We start from the raw sequence: 18,391 nt of genomic DNA on the forward strand, positions 1-18,391 counted from the left end.
ACCCGCCTCACCCCTCGACAGCGAGGCTCCGGTGGGCCACCGTACGCAGTTCCCCGTCGCCCGTGGTCCCCTCGATCGTCACCTCGGCGGACCGGCCCTGGTGGGTCAGCGTGGCCACGGCGTTGCCGAAGTACGGCCCGGCCAGCTTGCGCCAGCGCACCGTGGGGCGGCGCACCCCGGCCGCGCGGGCCAGCGCGCGGGTCGCCCCGGCCGGCCCCGGTGACCAGCCGAGCTTCATCAGCGGGCGCAACAGCGCCGGCACCTGATTGTGGATCGGCGAGCAGGTGAGCTGGTGCACGGGGGTGTGCACCCCCGGATCGTCGAACCGGGCCCGGGCCACGTACGAGTGGTGCACGTCGCCGGAGAGCACGCTGATCGACGCCGGCGGCGGGTACGCCGGACCGGCGCCGACCCGGTCGCCGGTGTGCCCGGCCGGGCCGCTGCCGATCCGGGCGAAGAGCGCCCCGAGGGCGTCGAAGGAACGGCGGAACGCCGCCCAGTGCTCCAGGTCCAGGCCACGCCGCATCCGCTCGGCCAGCCCCGACACCCAGCGGTTCCGGGAGTCGGCGAGCCGCTCGTTCCACGCCTCCACGTGATGGATGCCCGGCGGCAGCAGCCAGGGCAGCGACGCGCCGACCACCAGGTGGTCGTAGACGCCGTGCGCCCGGTCCAGGAACCAGGACCACTCGCCCGGCGGCAGCATCGCCCGGTTCCCCGGCTCCAGCACCCGGCTGCACCGGTTGTCCAGCATCACCAGCCGGGTCCGCCCCAGGTCCAGGGCGTAACTCCACTGGTACTGCACGGCGCGCCAGCGCTCGGTGTCGTGGGCCAGGTCGGCCTCGGTGTCGACCCGGGCGCCGAACTCGCGCAGCACCTCGGTGGCGTCCGTCCCGGCGGCGGTGACCTTCGCGTAGACCGGGTCGGCGGCGATCTCGTCGGGGTCGAGGTTGCCCAGATGCTGGTAGACCCAGTACGAGGCCAGCCCGCTGCCGATCCGCTCGGCCCACCAGGGCTCCGCGCGCATGTCCGCCCGCCAGGACGCCGAGGTGTTCCAGTCGTCGATCACCTCATGGTCGTCGAAGATCATCACACTCGGCACGGTGGAGAAGAGCCAGCGGATCTCCGGATCCCGCCACGACTCCAGGTAGAGCTTGGTGTACTCGTCGAAGCTGACCACCTGGGTCGCCGGGGCATCCTTCGGCCGCCGCCGGCGCCGCTTGAGTAGCCGCCGCACGGTCGGCGAGGTCTCGTCGGCGTACACCTGGTCGCCGAGCAGCACCAGCAGGTCGGGCTGGGCGGCGCCCTGGTCCGGCTCGGCCATCAGCCGCCGCGCGTACGCGTCGAGGGCGTCCGGGGGCAGCTTGCGCGCCGTGGCGTGCTGGGTGGTCTCCCGGCAGGAGCCGAAGACCAGGCGCACCGGCTGGTCCCGGTCGTCGGCGGCCCGGGTGCGGATCACGCTGGGCGGGAAACCGCCCCGCGGCTCCGGCCAGGCCACCTCGTCGTCGACCAGCACCTCGTACGTCGTCGCGCTGTCCGGGGTGAGCCCCGTCACCACCACGAGCGCGTAGTGGTGGTCGTACGCCGAGAAGGTGACCGCGCTGCCCTCGGCGCCGTCGGCCGTGCGGACCCGGACCGTCGCGGGCGCGCTGGTCTCCACCCAGACCGTGGCCCGCGTGCCGGCGACCCGGCGCAGCAGCGGGCCGATGAGCAGGCGGGAAGCCGGCATGAAGAACCTCCTGGGTGAGACGAGCTCATCATTTCTACCCGGTCAGCTGCCCCGCCAGCCACGGCCGGGGCGAGCGTACCCGCAGCTTGGCTGCCGGTCGGGTGCGGTGGCTGGGACGCCGCCGCCGGCATCTGACAGGATTTCGGCATGACGGAATACCTCCTCATCGCGCTCGCCCTGCTCGGCGTGCTGATCCTCGGCGGCCTTGGGCTGGTGGTGCCACGGCTGCGCCGGCGCCCCGAACCGCCGCTGCCGGAGACGGAGGTGGACACCCGGGCCGAGGAGGACCTCGCCGGGCCGCCCGTCGAGGCCCCCGAGTCCGAGCTCTCCACCGGGATCCTGGTCGAGCCCCCGCCCGTGGTGGAGGCGCCCGCGCCCACCGTCGAGGTGCCCGAACCGACCGCCGGCCGGCTGGTCCGGCTGCGCTCCCGGCTGTCCCGCTCGCAGAACGTCCTCGGCAAGGGCCTGCTCGGCCTGCTCGCCCGCGACCACCTCGACGAGGACGCCTGGGAGGAGATCGAGGACAGCCTGATCACCGCCGACGTCGGCATCGACGCCACCCGCGACATCGTCGACCGGCTCCGGGAGCGGACCCGGGTGCTCGGCACCCGCTCCGCCGACGAGCTGCGTGCCCTGCTCGCCGCCGAACTGGTCAACGCCCTGGACCCGACCCTGGACCGGTCGCTGCGCACCGCCCCTAAGGAGGGCGTCCCGGCGGTCGTGCTGGTGGTCGGCGTCAACGGGGCCGGCAAGACCACCACCTGCGGCAAGATCGCCCGGGTGCTGGTCGCCGACGGTCGTACCGTGCTGCTCGGCGCCGCCGACACCTTCCGCGCCGCCGCCGCCGACCAGCTCGAGACCTGGGGCGGGCGGGTCGGCGCGGAGACCGTCCGCGGCCCGGAGGCCGCCGACCCGGCCAGCGTGGCGTTCGACGCGGTCAAGCGGGGCATCGCCACCGGCGTGGACACCGTGCTGATCGACACCGCCGGCCGGCTGCAGAACAAGATCGGCCTGATGGACGAGCTGGCCAAGGTCAAGCGGGTGGTGGAGAAGCACGGGCCGATCGACGAGACCCTGCTCATCCTCGACGCCACCACCGGCCAGAACGGGCTGGAGCAGGCCCGGGTCTTCACCGAGGTGGTCAACGTCACCGGGGTGGTGCTCACCAAGCTCGACGGCACCGCCAAGGGCGGCATCGTGATCGCCGTGCAGCGCAAGCTCGGCATCCCCGTCAAGCTGGTCGGCCTCGGCGAGGGCAAGGACGACCTCGCCCCGTTCGACCCGGCGCAGTTCGTCGACGCGCTGCTCGGCACCGAGCCGCTCGCCCGCGACGCGTAACCTCGCAGTGACGACCGACCATCGCGCCCACGCCGGGTGGCGCGAGGACCGCCACCCGGCACCGGGCCTCGGGAGACCGTACGTGACTTCGCAGGAGATCCCGCTGTACGGCGGGAACGTGAGCACCGTGGTCCGGGTGGGCGACACCGTCCGGCGTAACGCTGGCCCGTGGACCCCGTCGGTGCACGCCCTGCTGCGCCACCTGGAGTACGTCGGGTTCACCGGCGCACCCCGGGCGCTCGGGATGGACGAGCGCAACCGCGAGGTGCTGTCGTACCTGGAGGGGGAGTGCGGCGAGTACCCGCTCGCCCCGCACTGGGTCACCGACGAGGCGCTGGCCACCGTCGCCACCATGCTGCGGATGTTCCACGACGCCCAGTACGGCTTCGCCCCGCCGCCCGGCGCCGTCTGGCGCTCGTTCGGCCCCCCGCCGCCGGACACCGAGGTGATCTGCCACCACGACGCCGCCCCACACAACGTGATCTGGCGGCCCGACGGCACCCTCGGTCTGATCGACTTCGACCTCGCCTCGCCCGGCGCCCGCATCTACGACGTGGCGTACGCCGCCTGGACCTGGGTGCCGATCTTCGCCGACCGGGACTCGATCACCCTCGGCTGGCTCCGCCCGGACCGGCCGCGCCGACTGCGGCTCTTCGCCGACGCGTACGGGCTGATCCCGCGCGACCGGCACCGGCTGATCCGCACCATCCGCAAGCGCATCGTCGACCACGTCGAGGGCATCCGCCGGATGGCCGCCGCGGGGGAGCCCGCGTTCGTCCGGATCGTGCACAAGGGCCACCTCCGCCGCCCCATGCGCGACCTACGCCTGCTCGACTACGAACGCCACGCCCTGGAACACGCTCTCCATTAACCCCGCCCCCGCCCCCCGCCCCCGCCGCGTCCCGCGCAAATTCACGGAAAGAGTGGCCATTCCGACCGGGATGGCCACTCTTTCCGTGAAAGAGGGGCGGCGGGCCGCGGGGTGGGGGCGGTGCGGGGTGGGGCGGTGCGGGTTTCGTCACACGTACGAAACACAGCGTCACGGGGTGGAAACCGGCGGGGGACGGTGGGGGAAACAGGAGGCGACGAAGCTTCCGCCCATCCGGCGTACGGGCGACGCTGCCCCGGAAGCCGTGAAGGAGGGAACTTCACCTTTAGGAGGCCAGCGTGCCTGAAGCACCGACGATCGACGGCGCCAACACTGTTTGGCTGCTGGTTTCGACCGCGCTTGTGTTGCTCATGACGCCCGGGCTCGCGCTGTTCTATGGCGGGCTCAACCGGGCCAAGGGCGTGCTCAACATGATGATGATGAGTTTCTCCGCCATCGGGCTCATCTCTGTTCTGTGGTGGTTCTACGGTTTCAGCGTCGCCTTCGGGGCCGACGTGAACGGATTCTGGGGCGACCCGGGGGCGTATCTCGGCACCAAGACCTTCCTGGCCGAGACCGACCTGTGGGGAGCCACCGCAGAGAACCCCAGCGGCATCGGGGTCCCGCTCTACGTGTTCATGGCGTTCCAGATGGTCTTCGCGGTGATCACCGTCGCGCTGATCAGCGGTGCCATCTCCGACCGGGCCAAGTTCGGCGGCTGGCTGCTGTTCGCCTTCGGCTGGGCGACGCTGGTCTACTTCCCGGTCGCGCACTGGGTGTGGGGCGGCGGCATCATCGGCGGTGACATCCACGCGTTGGACTTCGCCGGCGGCACTGCGGTGCACATCAACGCGGGTGCGGCGGCCCTGGCCGTGGCGCTGGTGCTGGGCAAGCGGCTCGGCTGGCCTCGCGAGGGCATGAAGCCGCACAACATTCCGCTGGTCGCGCTCGGTGCCGGCCTGCTCTGGTTCGGCTGGTTCGGGTTCAACGCCGGCTCGGAGCTGACGGTCGACTCGGTTGCCGGTCTCGCGTTCATCAACACCCAGCTCGCCACCGCCGCGGCGGTGCTCGGCTGGCTCGCGGTGGAGTGGATCAAGGACAAGCGGCCGACGATGGTCGGGGCGTCCTCCGGCGCGGTCGCCGGCCTGGTCGCCATCACCCCGGCCTGTGGTTTCATTGCCCCCTGGGCCGCGGTCCTGCTCGGCATCGTTGCCGGAGTGGTCTGCGCGCTCGCCATCAGCCTGAAGTACAAGCTCGGCTACGACGACTCCCTCGACGTGGTCGGCGTGCACTTCGTCGGCGGCTGGATCGGGTCGCTCTGGCTCGGCCTGTTCGCCACCAACTCGGTCAACGCCGCGATCAGCGACGTGGTCGGTGCCTCCGACGGCCTCTTCTACGGCGGCGGGCTGACCCAGCTCGGCCGCCAGGCGGCCGCCGGTCTGATCGTGACCGTCTGGTCGTTCGCGGTCGCCTGGACGCTCGCCTTCGTGATCGAGAAGACCATCGGCTTCCGGGTCAAGCCCGAGGCCGAGGTCGAGGGCATCGACATCGCCGAGCATGCCGAGAGCGGCTACGACCTCTCCCCGGCCGGTGGCAGCGGCAGCGGCAGCGCGTTCGCGCTCGCCGGGATCGGGACGCCGGGCGGTACCGCCGGCACCACACCGGCCGCGGCGAAGTCTGCCAGGCCGGCCGCGGCGGAGCCCGCCGAGCCGGTCAACGAGAAGGTTGCCGGTTAACGTTCCAGGGATGGAGGGGTTGGACATGAAGCTGGTGACCGCAGTCATCAAGCCGTACCAGTTGGACGCGGTGAAGGAGGCTCTGCACGCCCTCGGGGTGGCCGGGCTGACCGTCAGCGAGGTTCAGGGTTACGGCCGGCAGAAGGGGCACACCGAGGTCTACCGGGGTGCCGAGTACACCGTCGAGTTCCTGCCGAAGATCCGGGTGGAGGTGCTCACCGACGAGATCGACGTCGACAAGATCGTAGACGCCATCGTCGGTGCTGCCCGGACCGGCAAGATCGGCGACGGCAAGGTGTGGGTGACCGGGGTCGAGGAGGTCGTCCGGGTCCGCACCGGCGAACGCGGCCTGGACGCCCTCTAGGCCGGGGAGCGGAAGATGACCTCGTTGATCAAGAGGAACGCGTCGGACAGTGCCGGCGACGGTGGCGCGATTCCCTTGATCAACGAGGTCGTCGGCGTTCCCGGTGGGATGGGCGAGGGCGCGCGAGTCGCCCGGGCGGAGGCGTTCGACCGGTGGTTGGCCACCCTGCTGCCGGGGCGGGACGGGGTGGCGCTGGTGGCCGTGGGTGGGCTCGGGCGGCGGCAGTGCGCGCCCTACGGGGACCTCGACCTGGTGCTGCTGCACGCCGGCGTGCCCGGAATGGACGAGCTGGCCCCGAAGCTCTGGTACCCGATCTGGGATGCCAGGCTGCGGCTGGACCACTCGGTGCGTACCGTCGCCGAGGCGCTCTCGGTCGCCCAGGACGACGTCAAGGTCGCCCTCGGCCTGCTCGACGCCCGGTTCGTCGCCGGGGATCGGGAGCTGGCCGACACTCTGGTCCGGACCGCCACCGACCACTGGCGGCGCACCGCCGTCCGCCAGCTTCCCGCCCTGCGGGAGATCACCACCGCCCGCTGGCAGGCCCACGGCGAGTTGGCCTTCCTGTTGGAGGGCGACCTCAAGGAGGCCGCCGGCGGCCTGCGCGACGTGGGCATCCTGCGGGCCATCGCCACCGCCGGGATCACCGACGCGCTGCGTCCCGCTGTCCGGGCCGCCCACCTGCGCCTGCTGGACACCCGCGACGCCCTGCACGAGCAGACCGGCCGGCGGGTGGACCGGTTGGTCGCCCAGGAACGCGACGGTGTCGCCGCCCGGCTCGGCCTTCGACAACTGCACCCCAACGGATCCGACGCCGCGCAGGGGGCGGGAGTCGCCGACGGCGATGTCCTGCTGCGCCGGGTCGCCGGGGACGCCCGCACGATCAGCCACGCCCTCGATGACGCCTGGCGGGCCGCCGACCGGCTGCGCTCCGGCCGTCGCCGGGGCGGCGATCACCGGCTGGTGCGTCGCCCGGTCGCCCGGGACGTCGTCGAGCACGACGGGGAGCTGGTGCTGGCCCGCACCGCCATCGGTGCCCGCCCTGACCCGAGCCTGTCGCTGCGGGTCGCCGCCGCCGCGGCCACCACCCGGCTGCCGATTGCCCGTGCCACCTGCGAATGGCTGGCCGCGTACTGCCCGCCGCTGCCGTTGCCCTGGCCGGCCGAGGCGCGCGCCGCCCTGATCACCCTGCTCGGCGCCGGCACCGGCCTGGTGCCCGCCTGGGAGACCTGCGACCGGTACGGGCTGGTAGACGGCTGGCTGCCGGAGTGGACCCGGATGCGCAGCCTGCCCCAGCACAATCCCGTGCACCGGTACACCCTCGACCGGCACCTCGTGCAGACCGCGTGCGAGGCCAGCCGGCACACCCGCGAGGTGGACCGGCCGGACCTGCTGCTGCTCGGCGCGCTCCTGCACGACATCGGCAAGGGGTTCTCGGGCGAAGGTACAGCCGGGCGGCACGAGCCCGCCGACCACAGCACCGTGGGCGCCCCGTTGGCCGAGGCGGTGGCCGCCCGGATCGGCCTGCCCGCGCCCGAGGTGGCGCTGATCGGCACGCTGGTGCGGCTGCACCTGCTCCTACCCGACGTGGCGACCCGCCGCGATCTGTCCGACCCGGTGACCATCGCCAGGGTTGCCGAGCAGGTCGGCGGCCCGGCCACCCTGGACCTGCTGCACGGACTCGTCCGGGCCGACGCGGCGGCCACCGGCCCGGCGGCCTGGTCGGACTGGAAGGGCCGGCTCGTCGCCGAGTTGGTCGCCCGCGTCCACACCGCGCTGGACACCGGCGTGCTGCCCGCCCCGCCCGCCCCGGACCCGGCGCTGGTCGTCGGGCCGCTGCCGGTCGTACACCTGAGCGGGGATCGGGTGGCGGTGGCCGCGGCGGACCGGCGGGGGCTGCTCTCGACGGTGGCCGGCTGCCTGGCCCTGCACCGGTTGGAGGTGCTCTCCGCGGACGCCTCCACAGTCGACGGCCGGGCCCTGGTCGAGTGCCGGGTGCAGCCCCGCTACGGCCTGGCACCCGAGCCCATCGCGCTCGTCGGCGACCTGCGCCGGGCGGTCGCCGGGGACGTCTCGGTCACCCAGCGGTTGCGCGGCCGGGCTCTCGCGGCGCGCGGATCCGGGGCGGCTCCCCGAGTGGTGTGGCACCGGGAGGCGGCCACCGACGCGGTGCTGCTGGAGCTGCGCGCCGCCGACGCGGCCGGCCTGCTGTACCGGGTGGCCTGCGCGCTGGACGAGGCCGGCGCCCAGGTTCGCGCCGCGCGGATCTGCACCCTCGGCGGTGACGTGGTGGACGCGTTCTACCTGGTCGGCGGCTGGCCGTCGGACGACGAGCGGGCCCGGCTGGAGGCGGCCGTCCTGGCCGCCGTGTAAGGAGGGGCACCTTGTTGACGCTTTCGGTAGAGCAAGGGCCCCCTGTTGACAGCGCGCTCCCGTTGAGCTCTCGTCGGGCGGGCCGGAGCGCGGGGGCTGGGCCGGGGCAGAGCGCGGGGACGGGCGGCGGGCTACCCTAGCGATGGCCGGACACCTGCGCCCGGTCACGTTGTGCCCGCCGGAACACTGACAAACGGGATGTTCGCGTGTTTGACACCTTGAGTGACCGCCTCTCCGGGATCTTCACCAAGCTCCGCGGCAAGGGGCGGCTCACCGACGCCGACATCGACGCCACCGCGCGCGAGATCCGCATGGCGCTGCTGGAGGCCGATGTCGCCCTGCCGGTGGTCAAGGGCTTCATCGCAAACGTCAAGGAGCGGGCGCGCAGCTCGGAGGTCTCCCAGGCGCTGAACCCGGCCCAGCAGATTGTCAAGATCGTCAACGAGGAGCTGGTCAACGTCCTCGGCGGCGAGGGGCGGCGGCTCCAGTTCGCCAAGCAGCCGCCGACGGTGATCATGCTCGCCGGCCTCCAGGGCTCCGGTAAGACCACCCTCGCCGGCAAGCTGGCCCGCTGGCTCAAGGCCCAGGGCCACCAGCCGCTGCTGGTCGCCGCCGACCTCCAGCGCCCCAACGCCGTCGGGCAGCTCCAGGTCCTCGGTGGCCGCGCCGGCGTGGAGGTGTACGCCCCGGAGCCCGGCAACGGCACCGGCGACCCGGTCCAGGTGGCGCGGGCCTCGATCGAGCACGCGAAGCGGGCCGCCCGGGACGTCGTCATCGTCGACACCGCCGGCCGGCTCGGCATCGACGCCGAGATGATGCGGCAGGCCGCCGACATCCGCGACGCGGTCAACCCCGACGAGGTCATCTTCGTCATCGACGCGATGGTCGGTCAGGACGCCGTGCGCACCGCCGAGGCGTTCCGCGACGGCGTCGGCATCACCGGCGTGGTGCTCTCCAAGCTCGACGGCGATGCCCGCGGTGGTGCCGCGCTGTCGGTCCGCGAGGTGACCGGGCAGCCGATCCTCTTCGCCTCCACCGGCGAGAAGCTGGAGGACTTCGACGTCTTCCACCCCGACCGGATGGCCAGCCGGATCCTCGGCATGGGCGACGTCCTCACTCTGATCGAGCAGGCCGAGCAGGCCTTCGACTCCGATCAGAAGGAGAAGATGACCGCCAAGCTGATGGGCGGTGAGCAGTTCACCCTGGAGGACTTCCTCGACCAGCTCATCGCGGTCCGCCGGATGGGGCCGATCGCCAACGTGCTGGCCATGATGCCCGGCATGGGGCAGATGAAGGACCAGCTCTCCGAGCTGGACGACACCCACTTCGACCGGGTCACCGCGATCATCCGGTCGATGACCCCGGGCGAGCGGACCAACCCGAAGATCATCAACGGCTCCCGCCGGGCGCGTATCGCCAACGGCTCCGGGGTCACCGTGATGGACGTCAACCAACTGCTCAACCGCTTCGCCGACGCGCAGAAGATGATGAAGCAGATGGGCGGCATGATGGGCCTGCCCGGTGGCGGCCGGCGCAAGGCGACCAAGTCGCCGAAGAACAAGCGCAAGGGCACCAAGGGCGGCAACCGGCCGCGTACGGGTGCGGGCGCCGGGATGCCGGGTGGCTTTCCGGGCGGCATGCCGCAGCTCCCGCCGGGCCTGGACCCGAACGACCTGGCCGGTGGGCAGGGCCTCCCGCCCGGCTTCAAGCTTCCGAAAATCGACTTCAACAAGCTCGGCAAGGGCGGCGACAACCACCCCCGCTGACCCCGTGTCGGTGACGGTGGGCGACGTTAGCTTCGGCCTGCTCGCCACGGACGAGGAGTGATCGGGTAGGACTGTGCGCATGGCTCTGCATGTGCGCGGTGTGCTCCTGCCCGACGACGAGGTCCGTGATCTCTGGCTGGTCGGCGACCGGGTCACCTTCGACCCGGTGCCCGGGGCGGAGACGGTGGTCGACGGCGGTTTCGTGCTCCCCGGCCTGACCGACGCCCACTGTCACCTCGGCATCGCCCGGGGCGGCGCCCCGATCACCTCCCTCGACCAGGCCCGCGAGCTGGCCCGCGCCGACCGGGACGCCGGGGTGCTCGCGATCCGGGACGCGGGCTCGCCGTACCCGTACCCCGAACTCGACGACGACCCGGAGCTGCCGCGACTGGCCCGCGCCGGGCGGCATGTCGCCCCGCCGAAGCGCTACCTGCGCGACATCGGCGTGGAGGTCGACGCGCCGGAGGTGGCCGCCGCCGTCGCCGCTCAGGCCGCCGCCGGCAATGGCTGGGTCAAGCTGGTCGGCGACTGGATCGACCGGGGCGTCGGCGACCTCGCCCCCGCCTGGGACGCCGACACGATGACCGCCGCCGTCGCCGCCGCGCACGCCGCCGGGGCCCGGGCGGCGGTGCACACCTTCTCCGAGTCGGCGGTCGAGATCATGGTGCGGGCCGGGGTGGACTCGGTCGAGCACGGCACCGGGCTCAGCCTCGACCTGATCGACCTGATGGCCCGGCAGGGCACCGCCCTGGTGCCCACGATGATCAACATCCGGACGTTCGGCGGAATCGCCGAGCAGGCGCGCGCGAAGTTCCCCGGGTACGCCGACCACATGATCGCCCTGCGCGACCGCTTCCCCGAGGTGGTCCGGTCGGCGTACGAGGCGGGGGTGCCCATCTACGTCGGCACCGACGCGGGCGGCGGCATCGACCACGGGCTGGCCGCCGAAGAGATGCTGCTGCTGCACGAGCGGGCCGGCATGTCGGCGGTGGACGTCCTCGCCGCCGCCTCCTGGAAGGCCCGCGAGTGGCTGGGCTTCCCCGGCCTGGTCGAGGGCGGCCTCGCCGACCTCACCGTCTACCCGACGGACCCCCGCCGCGACCTCGCAGTGGTCCGCACCCCCACTCGGATCATCCTCCGCGGTCGCGTCCTTCCCCTCCCCTGACCCTCAGCGGTTGATCATGGGGTTGCCGTCAGTCGGCGCGGTGTGTCGCGGCGTCAACCCCATGATCACCGAGGAGTGGGTGGGGTGGGGAGTGAACAGGGTCAGGGCCAGGTTTGTCAGGTCGCGGGCGGTGTGGTCGACGGGGGCTCGGGGGAGGACCAGGTGGCTGACCACCAGGCGGACGATGGAGTCGGCGGCGAACGCCAGGGCGGCCGGGTCGGTGGTCGGCAGGTGGGCGGTGGCCCACTCCAGCAGCGCCCCGGTCGACTCGATGAGCACCAGCTCGGCCCGTGTCGTCAGGAACGGCAGCAGCTCGTCCGAGCCGCCCCGGGCGCTGGTCAGGATCGCCTTGATCAGCGGGTTGTCCGCCGCTGCGGCGAGGGTGTGCGAGATCGCCGCGTACGCCCCGGCCCGCACGTCGTCGCCGTGCGCGTCCAGGTTGGCCCGCATGTCGGTGACGAACCGGTCCACCTCGCGCCGAGCGAGCGCCTCGGCCAGCCCCGCCTTGCTGCCGAACTCGTTGTAGACGGTCTGCCGGCTCACCCCGGCCGCGGTGGCCACCTCGCCCATCCGCACGCCGTCCCAGCCCTCGGCCACGGTCTGCGCCCGGGCGGCGTCGACGATGCCGTCCCGCAGCCGCTGCCGGGCGTCCCTGAACTCACCCATGGTGGTCGAATTCTACGGCCGGTGTGGCCCGCCTCGCCCGCTGACGGCGCGTCGACTCCGACCGCCTAGGATCTGTGGTCATGGCACGCGTGCTCACTCCCCGCGCGGAGGACTTTCCCCGCTGGTACCAGGACCTGATCGCCAAGGCGAAGCTGGCCGACAACGGCCCGGTCCGGGGGACCATGGTGATCCGACCGGCCGGCTACGCCATCTGGGAGCGGATGCAGGCCGAGATGGACACCCGGATCAAGGCCGCCGGGGCGGAGAACGCGTACTTCCCGCTGTTCATCCCCGAGAGCTACCTCAAGCGCGAGGCCCAGCACGTCGAGGGCTTCTCGCCGGAGCTGGCGGTGGTCACCCACGGTGGCGGCAAGCAGCTCGCCGAGCCGGTGGTGGTGCGCCCCACCAGCGAGACGGTCATCGGCGAGTTCATGGCCAAGTGGATCGACTCGTACCGGGACCTGCCGCTGCTGCTCAACCAGTGGGCGAACGTGGTCCGCTGGGAGCTGCGCCCCCGGATCTTCCTGCGTACCAGCGAGTTCCTCTGGCAGGAGGGGCACACCGCCCACGCCACGCGGGAGGATGCCCGCGCGTACGCCCGGCAGATCCTGCACGAGGCGTACGAGGACCTGATGGTCAACGTGCTCGCCATCCCCGTCGTGGTGGGCCTGAAGACCACCCGTGAGCGCTTCGCGGGGGCCACCGCCACCTACACGTGCGAGGGCATGATGGGCGACGGCAAGGCCCTTCAGCTCGGCACCAGCCACGAGCTGGGGCAGAACTTCGCCAAGGCGTTCGACATCAGCTACTCCTCGGCCCAGGGCGGCCGGGAGCACGTCTGGACCACCTCCTGGGGCACCTCGACCCGGATGCTCGGCGGCCTGATCATGGCCCACGGCGACGACAACGGGCTGCGGGTGCCGCCGAAGCTGGCGCCGATCCAGGCGTACGTGATGGTGGTAAAGGCCGGCGAGGGCGTCGGTGAGGCGGCGGCGAAGCTGCGCGACGCGCTGCGCGACGCCGGGGTCCGGGTCGCGCTCGACGACCGCACCGACACCCCGTTCGGCCGCCGGGCCGTCGACGCCGAGCTGCGCGGCTATCCGGTACGCGTCGAGGTCGGCCCCCGCGACCTGGCCACCGGCAACGCGGTCGTGGTCCGCCGTACGAACGGCTCGAAGTCCCCGACCCCGGTGGCCGACGTGGTCGGCGCGGTGCTGGCGGCCCTGGAGGCCGACCAGCGGGCCCTGCACGACGAGGCCCTGGCCCACCGCGAGTCCCGTACCGTCGAGGTCGCCACGCTCGCCGAGGCGATCGAGGCGGCGGCCACCGGCTGGGCCCGGGTGCCGTGGTCAGCCGTCGGGGTGGCCGGCGAGGCCGAGGCGAACGGCCAGGGCGTCACCGTGCGCTGCCTGCTGCGCGCCGACGGCTCGGTCCCGGACTCCGAGGATGAGCCCGACCTGGTCGCCATCGTGGCCCGCGCCTACTGACGGAAGGGATGGGCCCCTTGCTGACGCCTCCGGTCAAGGATGGGGGCCCGGCCGACCCCGTCGATGGCGAGCTGCGCTTCGCGCCGGGCCGGTTGATCATGCACCGCAACGTGCGGCACGGCCGGATCGGCTGGGTCCGGGCGGGCCGAGTGGTCAGCGACGACGAGCGCGGGCTGCTGATCTTCGTGCCCCGGTACGCGCCGGTGGCCCACGAGGTGACCGCGGCCGGGCGTGGGATGCGGACGATGCCGTTCGCCGAGTGGGTCACCTCGTCGTACCGGTTGGCGGGCGGGCGGTGGAACGGGCCGCCGGTGCTCAAGTTCCTGCCCGCCGGAGCGGCCCACTCGGTGTGGTGGTTCTCCGACGTCGAGGGGCGCTTCGCCTCCTGGTACGTCAACCTGGAGGAGCCGGGCGTCCGCTGGGACGACGGCGACGTGGCCGGGGTGGACATGATCGACCAGGATCTCGACGTGGTGGTCCGCCCGGACCGGACCTGGGAGTGGAAGGACGAGGAGGAGTTCGCCGAGCGGCTGGCTCTCCCCGAGCACTACTGGGTGACCGACGAGGCCGCGGTGCGCGCCGAGGGGTGGCGGGTGATCGCCCGCGCCGAGGCCGGCGAGTTCCCCTTCGACGGCACCTGGTGCGACTTCACCCCGCCGCCGGAGTGGGTGACGCCGGAGAAGCTGCCGGACGGCTGGGATCGGCCCCCGGTGCGCTGACTGGTCACGGTGCGTGTCCGACTACTGACCGATATGGCGTAACCGCAGGTCGTCGGCGTACATTCGAGGCACGTCACCATCGGTTGGAGGCCACCATGGCCGACCGGATCGACCGTCGCCCCGCCCCCGCCCCGCGTCGTCGCGCGGCCGGCCCGAGACGGTGGTCGCGGTGACCGGGGTCGAATCGCTCGACGCGGTCCGGCGCGTGCTCGCCGCGCGGCGGGCCGACATCCTCCGGCGGTACTGCGCCGTCGGCACCGGGATCGGCCGTCCCGACCCGACCGGTCCCTACGTCATCACCGTCTACGTCACCGATCCCGCGCTGGTGCCCGGCGGGGAGGAACGCGTCGACGGCGTCGCCCTGCACTTCGTGCCGACCGGGCCGTTCCAGGCCGGCCCGCGCTGAGTGCCGCGCAGACAGGAGGCGGATCATGACCGATCCGACCGACGAGACCAATGTCAAGGCCCGGGCCCTGCACTGGGCGGCCCGGCGCGGCCCGCTGGTCGGCCTGCTCGCCGACCCGAACATCAACGGACTGGGGTACGGCCGCCGCGAGGTGGCCGGCCGCCGCACGGAGGAGCCGGCGGTGGTGGTCTACGTGGCCCGAAAGGTTCCGGCCCAGTTCCTGCCCGGCAGTCGGCTGCTGCCCCGCCGGCTCTCCTTCGGCTCCGACGCGGTCGAGGTCGACGTGGTGGAGACCGGGCCGTTCTTCGCGCAGCGGTTCACCGGCCGGGAACGCCCGGCACCGGCCGGGGTGAGCGTCGGACACGTCGACATCACCGCCGGCACACTCGGCTCGCTGGTCGTCGACAGCGCCGACGGCACGTGGTGCCTGCTGAGCAACAACCACGTGCTGGCGAACGTCGACGCCGGCCGGGTCGGCGACACGATCGTCCAGCCCGGCCCGTACGACGGGGGGAGTGCCCCGGCCGACGCGGTGGCCACCCTGCGGCGCTTCGTCCCGCTCGGCGCGGCCGGCAACACCGTCGACGGTGCGCTCGGCACGGTACTGTCCCGCGATGACGTGGTGGACCGGGTCAAGGACGACCTGATGCCGGTCGCCACCGCCGCCCACCCGGCGGTCGGGCTGCTCTTCGCCGGCTCCTACAACCGGACGCTGCTCAACCCGATCGACGAGGTGCTGCGCCTGCTCGGCGTGACGCTGCCGGGCGGCGGCGGGGTCACCGCCGGGGCGGAGATCGGCAGCGCGGTGGAGAAGGTCGGCCGGACCACCGGGTACACCACCGCCACGGTGACCGAGACCGACGTCACGGTGAACGTCGACTACGGGCCGGGGCACGGCGTGCTCGGCTTCGAAGGGCAGATCGCCACCGGTTACCTCTCCGAGGGCGGCGACTCCGGTTCGCTGGTCTACCTGTGCGGCACGGGCGGCGCCGGGAGCCGCTGCGACTGACGGCGGGGCGGCGGCATCCGGTGCGGGAGCCGCCGCGCTGCGGGGTGTCGAAGGGCGCACCCGGCGGATCGGACAACGGGGCGCAAAGAGCGCCGTCCGGCGGGTCAGTCGGCCGACTCGACCCGCCGATGTGAAGAACCCCGGCGCCATCTGGCAGAATAGGTCGCTGGTATCCGGCACGCGTCAGGCGCCCTCTAACCCCGGCGCGTCGCCAGTCCACCGAGCAGTCTCCGGCCCAACCCCACTGTGCCGGTCGACACTCACCCGTGCACCGCCCGTCCCGGGCCGGTGAGATCGCAACAGGAGCGAAACAACTGTGGCCGTAAAGATCCGGCTCCTGCGGATGGGCAAGATCCGCAACCCGCAGTACCGCATCGTCATCGCCGACTCGCGTACCAAGCGGGACGGGCGCGCGATCGAATTCGTGGGCATCTACCAGCCGAAGGAAGACCCTTCGGTGATCGAGGTCAAGTCGGAGCGGGTCCAGTACTGGCTGTCGGTCGGCGCGCAGCCGAGCGAGGCCGTGCAGCGCCTGCTGGAGCTGACCGGTGACTGGCAGAAGTTCAAGGGCCTGCCGGCCCCGCCGCCGCTGCTGGTCGCCCCCGAGCGGGCCGACCGCAAGGCGGCGTACGAGGCCGAGGCGAAGGCCGCTGCCGGCCTGACCGAGGCCCCGGCGAAGCCGGCCAAGAAGGCCGCCAAGGCTGAGGCTCCGGCCAAGGCCAAGGCTGAGGCCGCCCCGGCCAAGACCGAGGCCAAGACCGAGGCTGCGGCTCCGGTCGAGGCTGAGGCCAAGGCTGAGGCTGCGGCTCCGGTCGAGACTCCGGCCAAGGCAGAGGCTCCGGCCGAGGCCGAGGCGCCGAAGGCCGAGGAGCAGCCCGCCGCGAACGCCGGCGAGCAGGCCTGACATGGCACTGCGTCCGGCGCTCGAACACCTGGTCAAGGGCATCGTCGACCACCCGGACGATGTCCGGGTCAGGCTGGTCGACAACCGTCGGGGCAAGCGGCTGGAAGTCCGCGTGCACCCGGAGGACCTCGGCACGGTGATCGGGCGGTCCGGCCGGACCGCCAAGGCGCTGCGCCAGGTGATCGGCTCCATCGGTGGGCGCGGTGTGCGCGTCGACATCGTCGACTCGTACTGATGCGGCTCATCGTCGGCAGGATCGGCAAGCCACACGGCCTGCGCGGTGAGGTCACCGTGGAGGTGCGCACCGACGAGCCCGAGGCACGGTTCGCCCCCGGCTCGGTACTCAGTACCGAGCCGGGGGCGCGGCCGCCGGCCAATCCTGCCCCCGGCCTCGGCGTGCCGTTCGAGGTGCCGGCCGAGCTGACCGTGGAGTCGGCCCGTTGGCATCAGGAACGGATGCTGGTCGTTTTCGAGGGAATCCTCGAACGCGACGTCGCCGAGGCGCTGCGCGGCACCCTGCTCGGGGTGGACAGCGCAGACGTCGCACCGCCGGAGGACCCGGAGGAGTTCCACGATCACGACCTCGTCGGCCTCGCCGTGGTCACCCCGACCGGCGAGCGGCTCGGCGAGGTGGCCGCCATCGACCACGCCCCCGCGTCCGACCTGTTGGTGCTGCGCCGTCCCGAGGGGCGGACCGCGTTGATCCCGTTCGTCAAGGCGATCGTTTCCGAGGTCGACCTCGCCGGCGGCCGCGTCGTCGTCGACCTGCCGCCCGGTCTGCTCGACCTGTAGGGCCTGTTTCACCGGTGCTGGCCGGCCTGCGACGGGCCAGGCCGCCGCACTGCGGCATCGTCGGGATGTTCCGGACACCAGGCCGGTGTCCGGAACATCCCCTCCGCCCTGCCGGACGCCGCCTGGGCCGCGTCTCGGCGCCACCGAACCCGTGAACCGGCCCGAGCCCGCTGGAGCACCCCCGCATGCGCGTCGACGTCGTGTCGATCTTCCCCGAGTACCTCGCCCCGCTGGACCTGTCGCTGATCGGCCGGGCCCGGGCCACCGGAACGCTGCGGCTGGCCGTGCACGACCTGCGGAGCTGGACCCACGACGTGCACCGCACCGTCGACGACACCCCGTACGGCGGTGGGCCCGGCATGGTGATGCGGCCCGAGCCGTGGGGTGAGGCCCTCGACGCCCTGGCCCCGGCGGAACTGGTCCCGGACGGGCTGACCCTGCCCCGGCTGCTGGTGCCGTCCCCGGCGGGGGAGCCCTTCACCCAGGCCATGGCGCACGAGTTGGCCGGCGAGTCGCACCTGCTCTTCGCCTGCGGCCGGTACGAGGGCATCGACCAGCGGGTGCTCGACCACGCTGCCAGCCGGATGCGGGTGACCGAGGTCTCCCTCGGCGACTACGTGCTCTTCGGCGGCGAGGTCGCGGTGTTGGTGATCCTGGAGGCGGTCACCCGGCTGCTGCCCGGGGTGCTCGGCAACGCCGGGTCGCTCGACGAGGAGTCGCACGCCCACGGGCTGCTGGAGGCACCGATGTACACCAAGCCGGCGACCTGGCGGGGGCACGAGGTGCCGGAGGTGCTCCGCTCCGGCGACCACGGGCGGATCGCCCGCTGGCGGCGCGACGAGGCGCTGGTGCGTACCGCCACCCGCCGACCCGACATGCTCGCCGCGCTCGCCCCGGGGAGCCTGGACAAACGGGACAGAGCGCTCCTGGACCAGCGGGACAGGGCCCTCCCGGACAATCGGGACGGTGCGCTCCTGGACGAGGCCGGATTTCCGCCGCCCACGGGGGATGTGGCAAAGTAGGGGGGTTGCCGCATCCGCCCACGCCGTGGGCGGCCGCGAGGATTCCCGACCAG

Annotated in this window: 17 protein-coding genes; 15 read left to right on the top strand and 2 right to left on the bottom strand. The window is 72.9% G+C overall.

Annotated features, from left to right (window positions below):
* Positions 1 to 7 precede the first annotated feature (7 nt).
* Positions 8 to 1,726 carry an alkaline phosphatase D family protein gene (locus SNR22_RS04910; protein WP_320065234.1) on the bottom strand — a complete coding sequence of 573 codons (1,719 nt, stop codon included), beginning with the start codon at positions 1,724 to 1,726 and terminating at the stop codon, positions 8 to 10.
* 147 nt (positions 1,727 to 1,873) lie between these two features.
* Between SNR22_RS04910 and ftsY the strand changes: the two genes are divergently transcribed.
* From ftsY to SNR22_RS04945, 7 genes are all read left to right on the top strand, one after another.
* Positions 1,874 to 3,064, top strand: coding sequence for a signal recognition particle-docking protein FtsY (ftsY, locus tag SNR22_RS04915; RefSeq protein WP_320065235.1), 1,191 nt, complete (start codon positions 1,874 to 1,876; stop codon positions 3,062 to 3,064).
* A gap of 7 nt (positions 3,065 to 3,071) precedes the next feature.
* Positions 3,072 to 3,935: an aminoglycoside phosphotransferase family protein gene (locus SNR22_RS04920; RefSeq protein WP_320065236.1), complete on the top strand. Its 864-nt coding sequence runs from the start codon at positions 3,072 to 3,074 to the stop codon at positions 3,933 to 3,935.
* A gap of 296 nt (positions 3,936 to 4,231) precedes the next feature.
* Positions 4,232 to 5,668, top strand: coding sequence for an ammonium transporter (locus SNR22_RS04925; RefSeq protein ID WP_320065237.1), 1,437 nt, complete (start codon positions 4,232 to 4,234; stop codon positions 5,666 to 5,668).
* A 25-nt stretch (positions 5,669 to 5,693) separates the two neighbouring features.
* Entirely contained in the window at positions 5,694 to 6,032 is a 339-nt protein-coding gene (locus tag SNR22_RS04930) for a P-II family nitrogen regulator (RefSeq protein WP_174537509.1), read from the top strand.
* Between the two features lie 15 nt (positions 6,033 to 6,047).
* The gene (locus tag SNR22_RS04935) at positions 6,048 to 8,402 is read left to right on the top strand and encodes a [protein-PII] uridylyltransferase (RefSeq protein WP_320065238.1); all 2,355 of its coding nucleotides are present in this window, start codon (positions 6,048 to 6,050) and stop codon (positions 8,400 to 8,402) included.
* A 206-nt stretch (positions 8,403 to 8,608) separates the two neighbouring features.
* Positions 8,609 to 10,168, top strand: a complete 1,560-nt coding sequence (gene ffh / locus SNR22_RS04940; protein ID WP_320065239.1) for a signal recognition particle protein — start codon at positions 8,609 to 8,611, stop codon at positions 10,166 to 10,168.
* A gap of 79 nt (positions 10,169 to 10,247) precedes the next feature.
* Positions 10,248 to 11,333: an amidohydrolase family protein gene (locus tag SNR22_RS04945; protein ID WP_320065240.1), complete on the top strand. Its 1,086-nt coding sequence runs from the start codon at positions 10,248 to 10,250 to the stop codon at positions 11,331 to 11,333.
* Between the two features lie 3 nt (positions 11,334 to 11,336).
* Here the strand turns inward: SNR22_RS04945 and SNR22_RS04950 are convergent, their stop codons facing one another.
* Positions 11,337 to 11,999 (bottom strand): TetR family transcriptional regulator, encoded by a 663-nt coding sequence (locus SNR22_RS04950; protein WP_320065241.1) that lies wholly within the window; start codon positions 11,997 to 11,999, stop codon positions 11,337 to 11,339.
* A gap of 80 nt (positions 12,000 to 12,079) precedes the next feature.
* Here SNR22_RS04950 and proS point away from each other — a divergent pair, with 80 nt between their 5' ends.
* The 8 genes from proS (at position 12,080) to trmD (ending at position 18,338) form a co-directional block, all read left to right on the top strand.
* The gene (gene proS / locus SNR22_RS04955) at positions 12,080 to 13,486 is read left to right on the top strand and encodes a proline--tRNA ligase (RefSeq protein WP_320065242.1); all 1,407 of its coding nucleotides are present in this window, start codon (positions 12,080 to 12,082) and stop codon (positions 13,484 to 13,486) included.
* A 71-nt stretch (positions 13,487 to 13,557) separates the two neighbouring features.
* A complete protein-coding gene (locus tag SNR22_RS04960; RefSeq protein WP_320065358.1) occupies positions 13,558 to 14,205 on the top strand; it encodes a DUF402 domain-containing protein in 648 nt (215 codons plus the stop codon).
* Between the two features lie 169 nt (positions 14,206 to 14,374).
* Positions 14,375 to 14,611, top strand: a complete 237-nt coding sequence (locus SNR22_RS04965) for a hypothetical protein (RefSeq protein ID WP_320065243.1) — start codon at positions 14,375 to 14,377, stop codon at positions 14,609 to 14,611.
* A gap of 25 nt (positions 14,612 to 14,636) precedes the next feature.
* Positions 14,637 to 15,620: a hypothetical protein gene (locus tag SNR22_RS04970; protein ID WP_320065244.1), complete on the top strand. Its 984-nt coding sequence runs from the start codon at positions 14,637 to 14,639 to the stop codon at positions 15,618 to 15,620.
* A 316-nt stretch (positions 15,621 to 15,936) separates the two neighbouring features.
* Positions 15,937 to 16,524 carry a 30S ribosomal protein S16 gene (gene rpsP / locus SNR22_RS04975; RefSeq protein ID WP_413775591.1) on the top strand — a complete coding sequence of 196 codons (588 nt, stop codon included), beginning with the start codon at positions 15,937 to 15,939 and terminating at the stop codon, positions 16,522 to 16,524.
* Position 16,525: 1 nt separating this feature from the next.
* Complete coding sequence (locus tag SNR22_RS04980) at positions 16,526 to 16,759, top strand: RNA-binding protein (RefSeq protein ID WP_036374728.1); 234 nt, start codon at positions 16,526 to 16,528, stop codon at positions 16,757 to 16,759.
* On the top strand, positions 16,759 to 17,316 hold the full coding sequence (rimM, locus tag SNR22_RS04985) for a ribosome maturation factor RimM (protein WP_320065245.1): 558 nt from the start codon (positions 16,759 to 16,761) through the stop codon (positions 17,314 to 17,316). The genes SNR22_RS04980 and rimM overlap by 1 nt, the downstream gene beginning before the upstream one ends.
* A gap of 185 nt (positions 17,317 to 17,501) precedes the next feature.
* Complete coding sequence (trmD, locus tag SNR22_RS04990) at positions 17,502 to 18,338, top strand: tRNA (guanosine(37)-N1)-methyltransferase TrmD (protein ID WP_320065246.1); 837 nt, start codon at positions 17,502 to 17,504, stop codon at positions 18,336 to 18,338.
* Positions 18,339 to 18,391: the final 53 nt, after the last annotated feature.

The sequence above is a fragment of the Micromonospora sp. RTGN7 genome (assembly GCF_033804645.1).
Classification (GTDB): domain Bacteria; phylum Actinomycetota; class Actinomycetes; order Mycobacteriales; family Micromonosporaceae; genus Micromonospora.

Bases quoted from the DNA above. Each gene is read 5' to 3' on its own strand.
- SNR22_RS04950 (WP_320065241.1), bottom strand. From the start codon at position 11,999: ATGGGTGAGTTCAGGGACGCCCGGCAGCGGCTGCGGGACGGCATCGTC.
- SNR22_RS04980 (WP_036374728.1), top strand. From the start codon at position 16,526: ATGGCACTGCGTCCGGCGCTCGAACACCTGGTCAAGGGCATCGTCGAC.
- SNR22_RS04935 (WP_320065238.1), top strand. From the start codon at position 6,048: ATGACCTCGTTGATCAAGAGGAACGCGTCGGACAGTGCCGGCGACGGT.
- trmD (WP_320065246.1), top strand. From the start codon at position 17,502: ATGCGCGTCGACGTCGTGTCGATCTTCCCCGAGTACCTCGCCCCGCTG.
- SNR22_RS04910 (WP_320065234.1), bottom strand. From the start codon at position 1,726: ATGCCGGCTTCCCGCCTGCTCATCGGCCCGCTGCTGCGCCGGGTCGCC.
- proS (WP_320065242.1), top strand. From the start codon at position 12,080: ATGGCACGCGTGCTCACTCCCCGCGCGGAGGACTTTCCCCGCTGGTAC.
- ftsY (WP_320065235.1), top strand. From the start codon at position 1,874: ATGACGGAATACCTCCTCATCGCGCTCGCCCTGCTCGGCGTGCTGATC.
- SNR22_RS04970 (WP_320065244.1), top strand. From the start codon at position 14,637: ATGACCGATCCGACCGACGAGACCAATGTCAAGGCCCGGGCCCTGCAC.
- rimM (WP_320065245.1), top strand. From the start codon at position 16,759: ATGCGGCTCATCGTCGGCAGGATCGGCAAGCCACACGGCCTGCGCGGT.
- SNR22_RS04945 (WP_320065240.1), top strand. From the start codon at position 10,248: ATGGCTCTGCATGTGCGCGGTGTGCTCCTGCCCGACGACGAGGTCCGT.
- SNR22_RS04930 (WP_174537509.1), top strand. From the start codon at position 5,694: ATGAAGCTGGTGACCGCAGTCATCAAGCCGTACCAGTTGGACGCGGTG.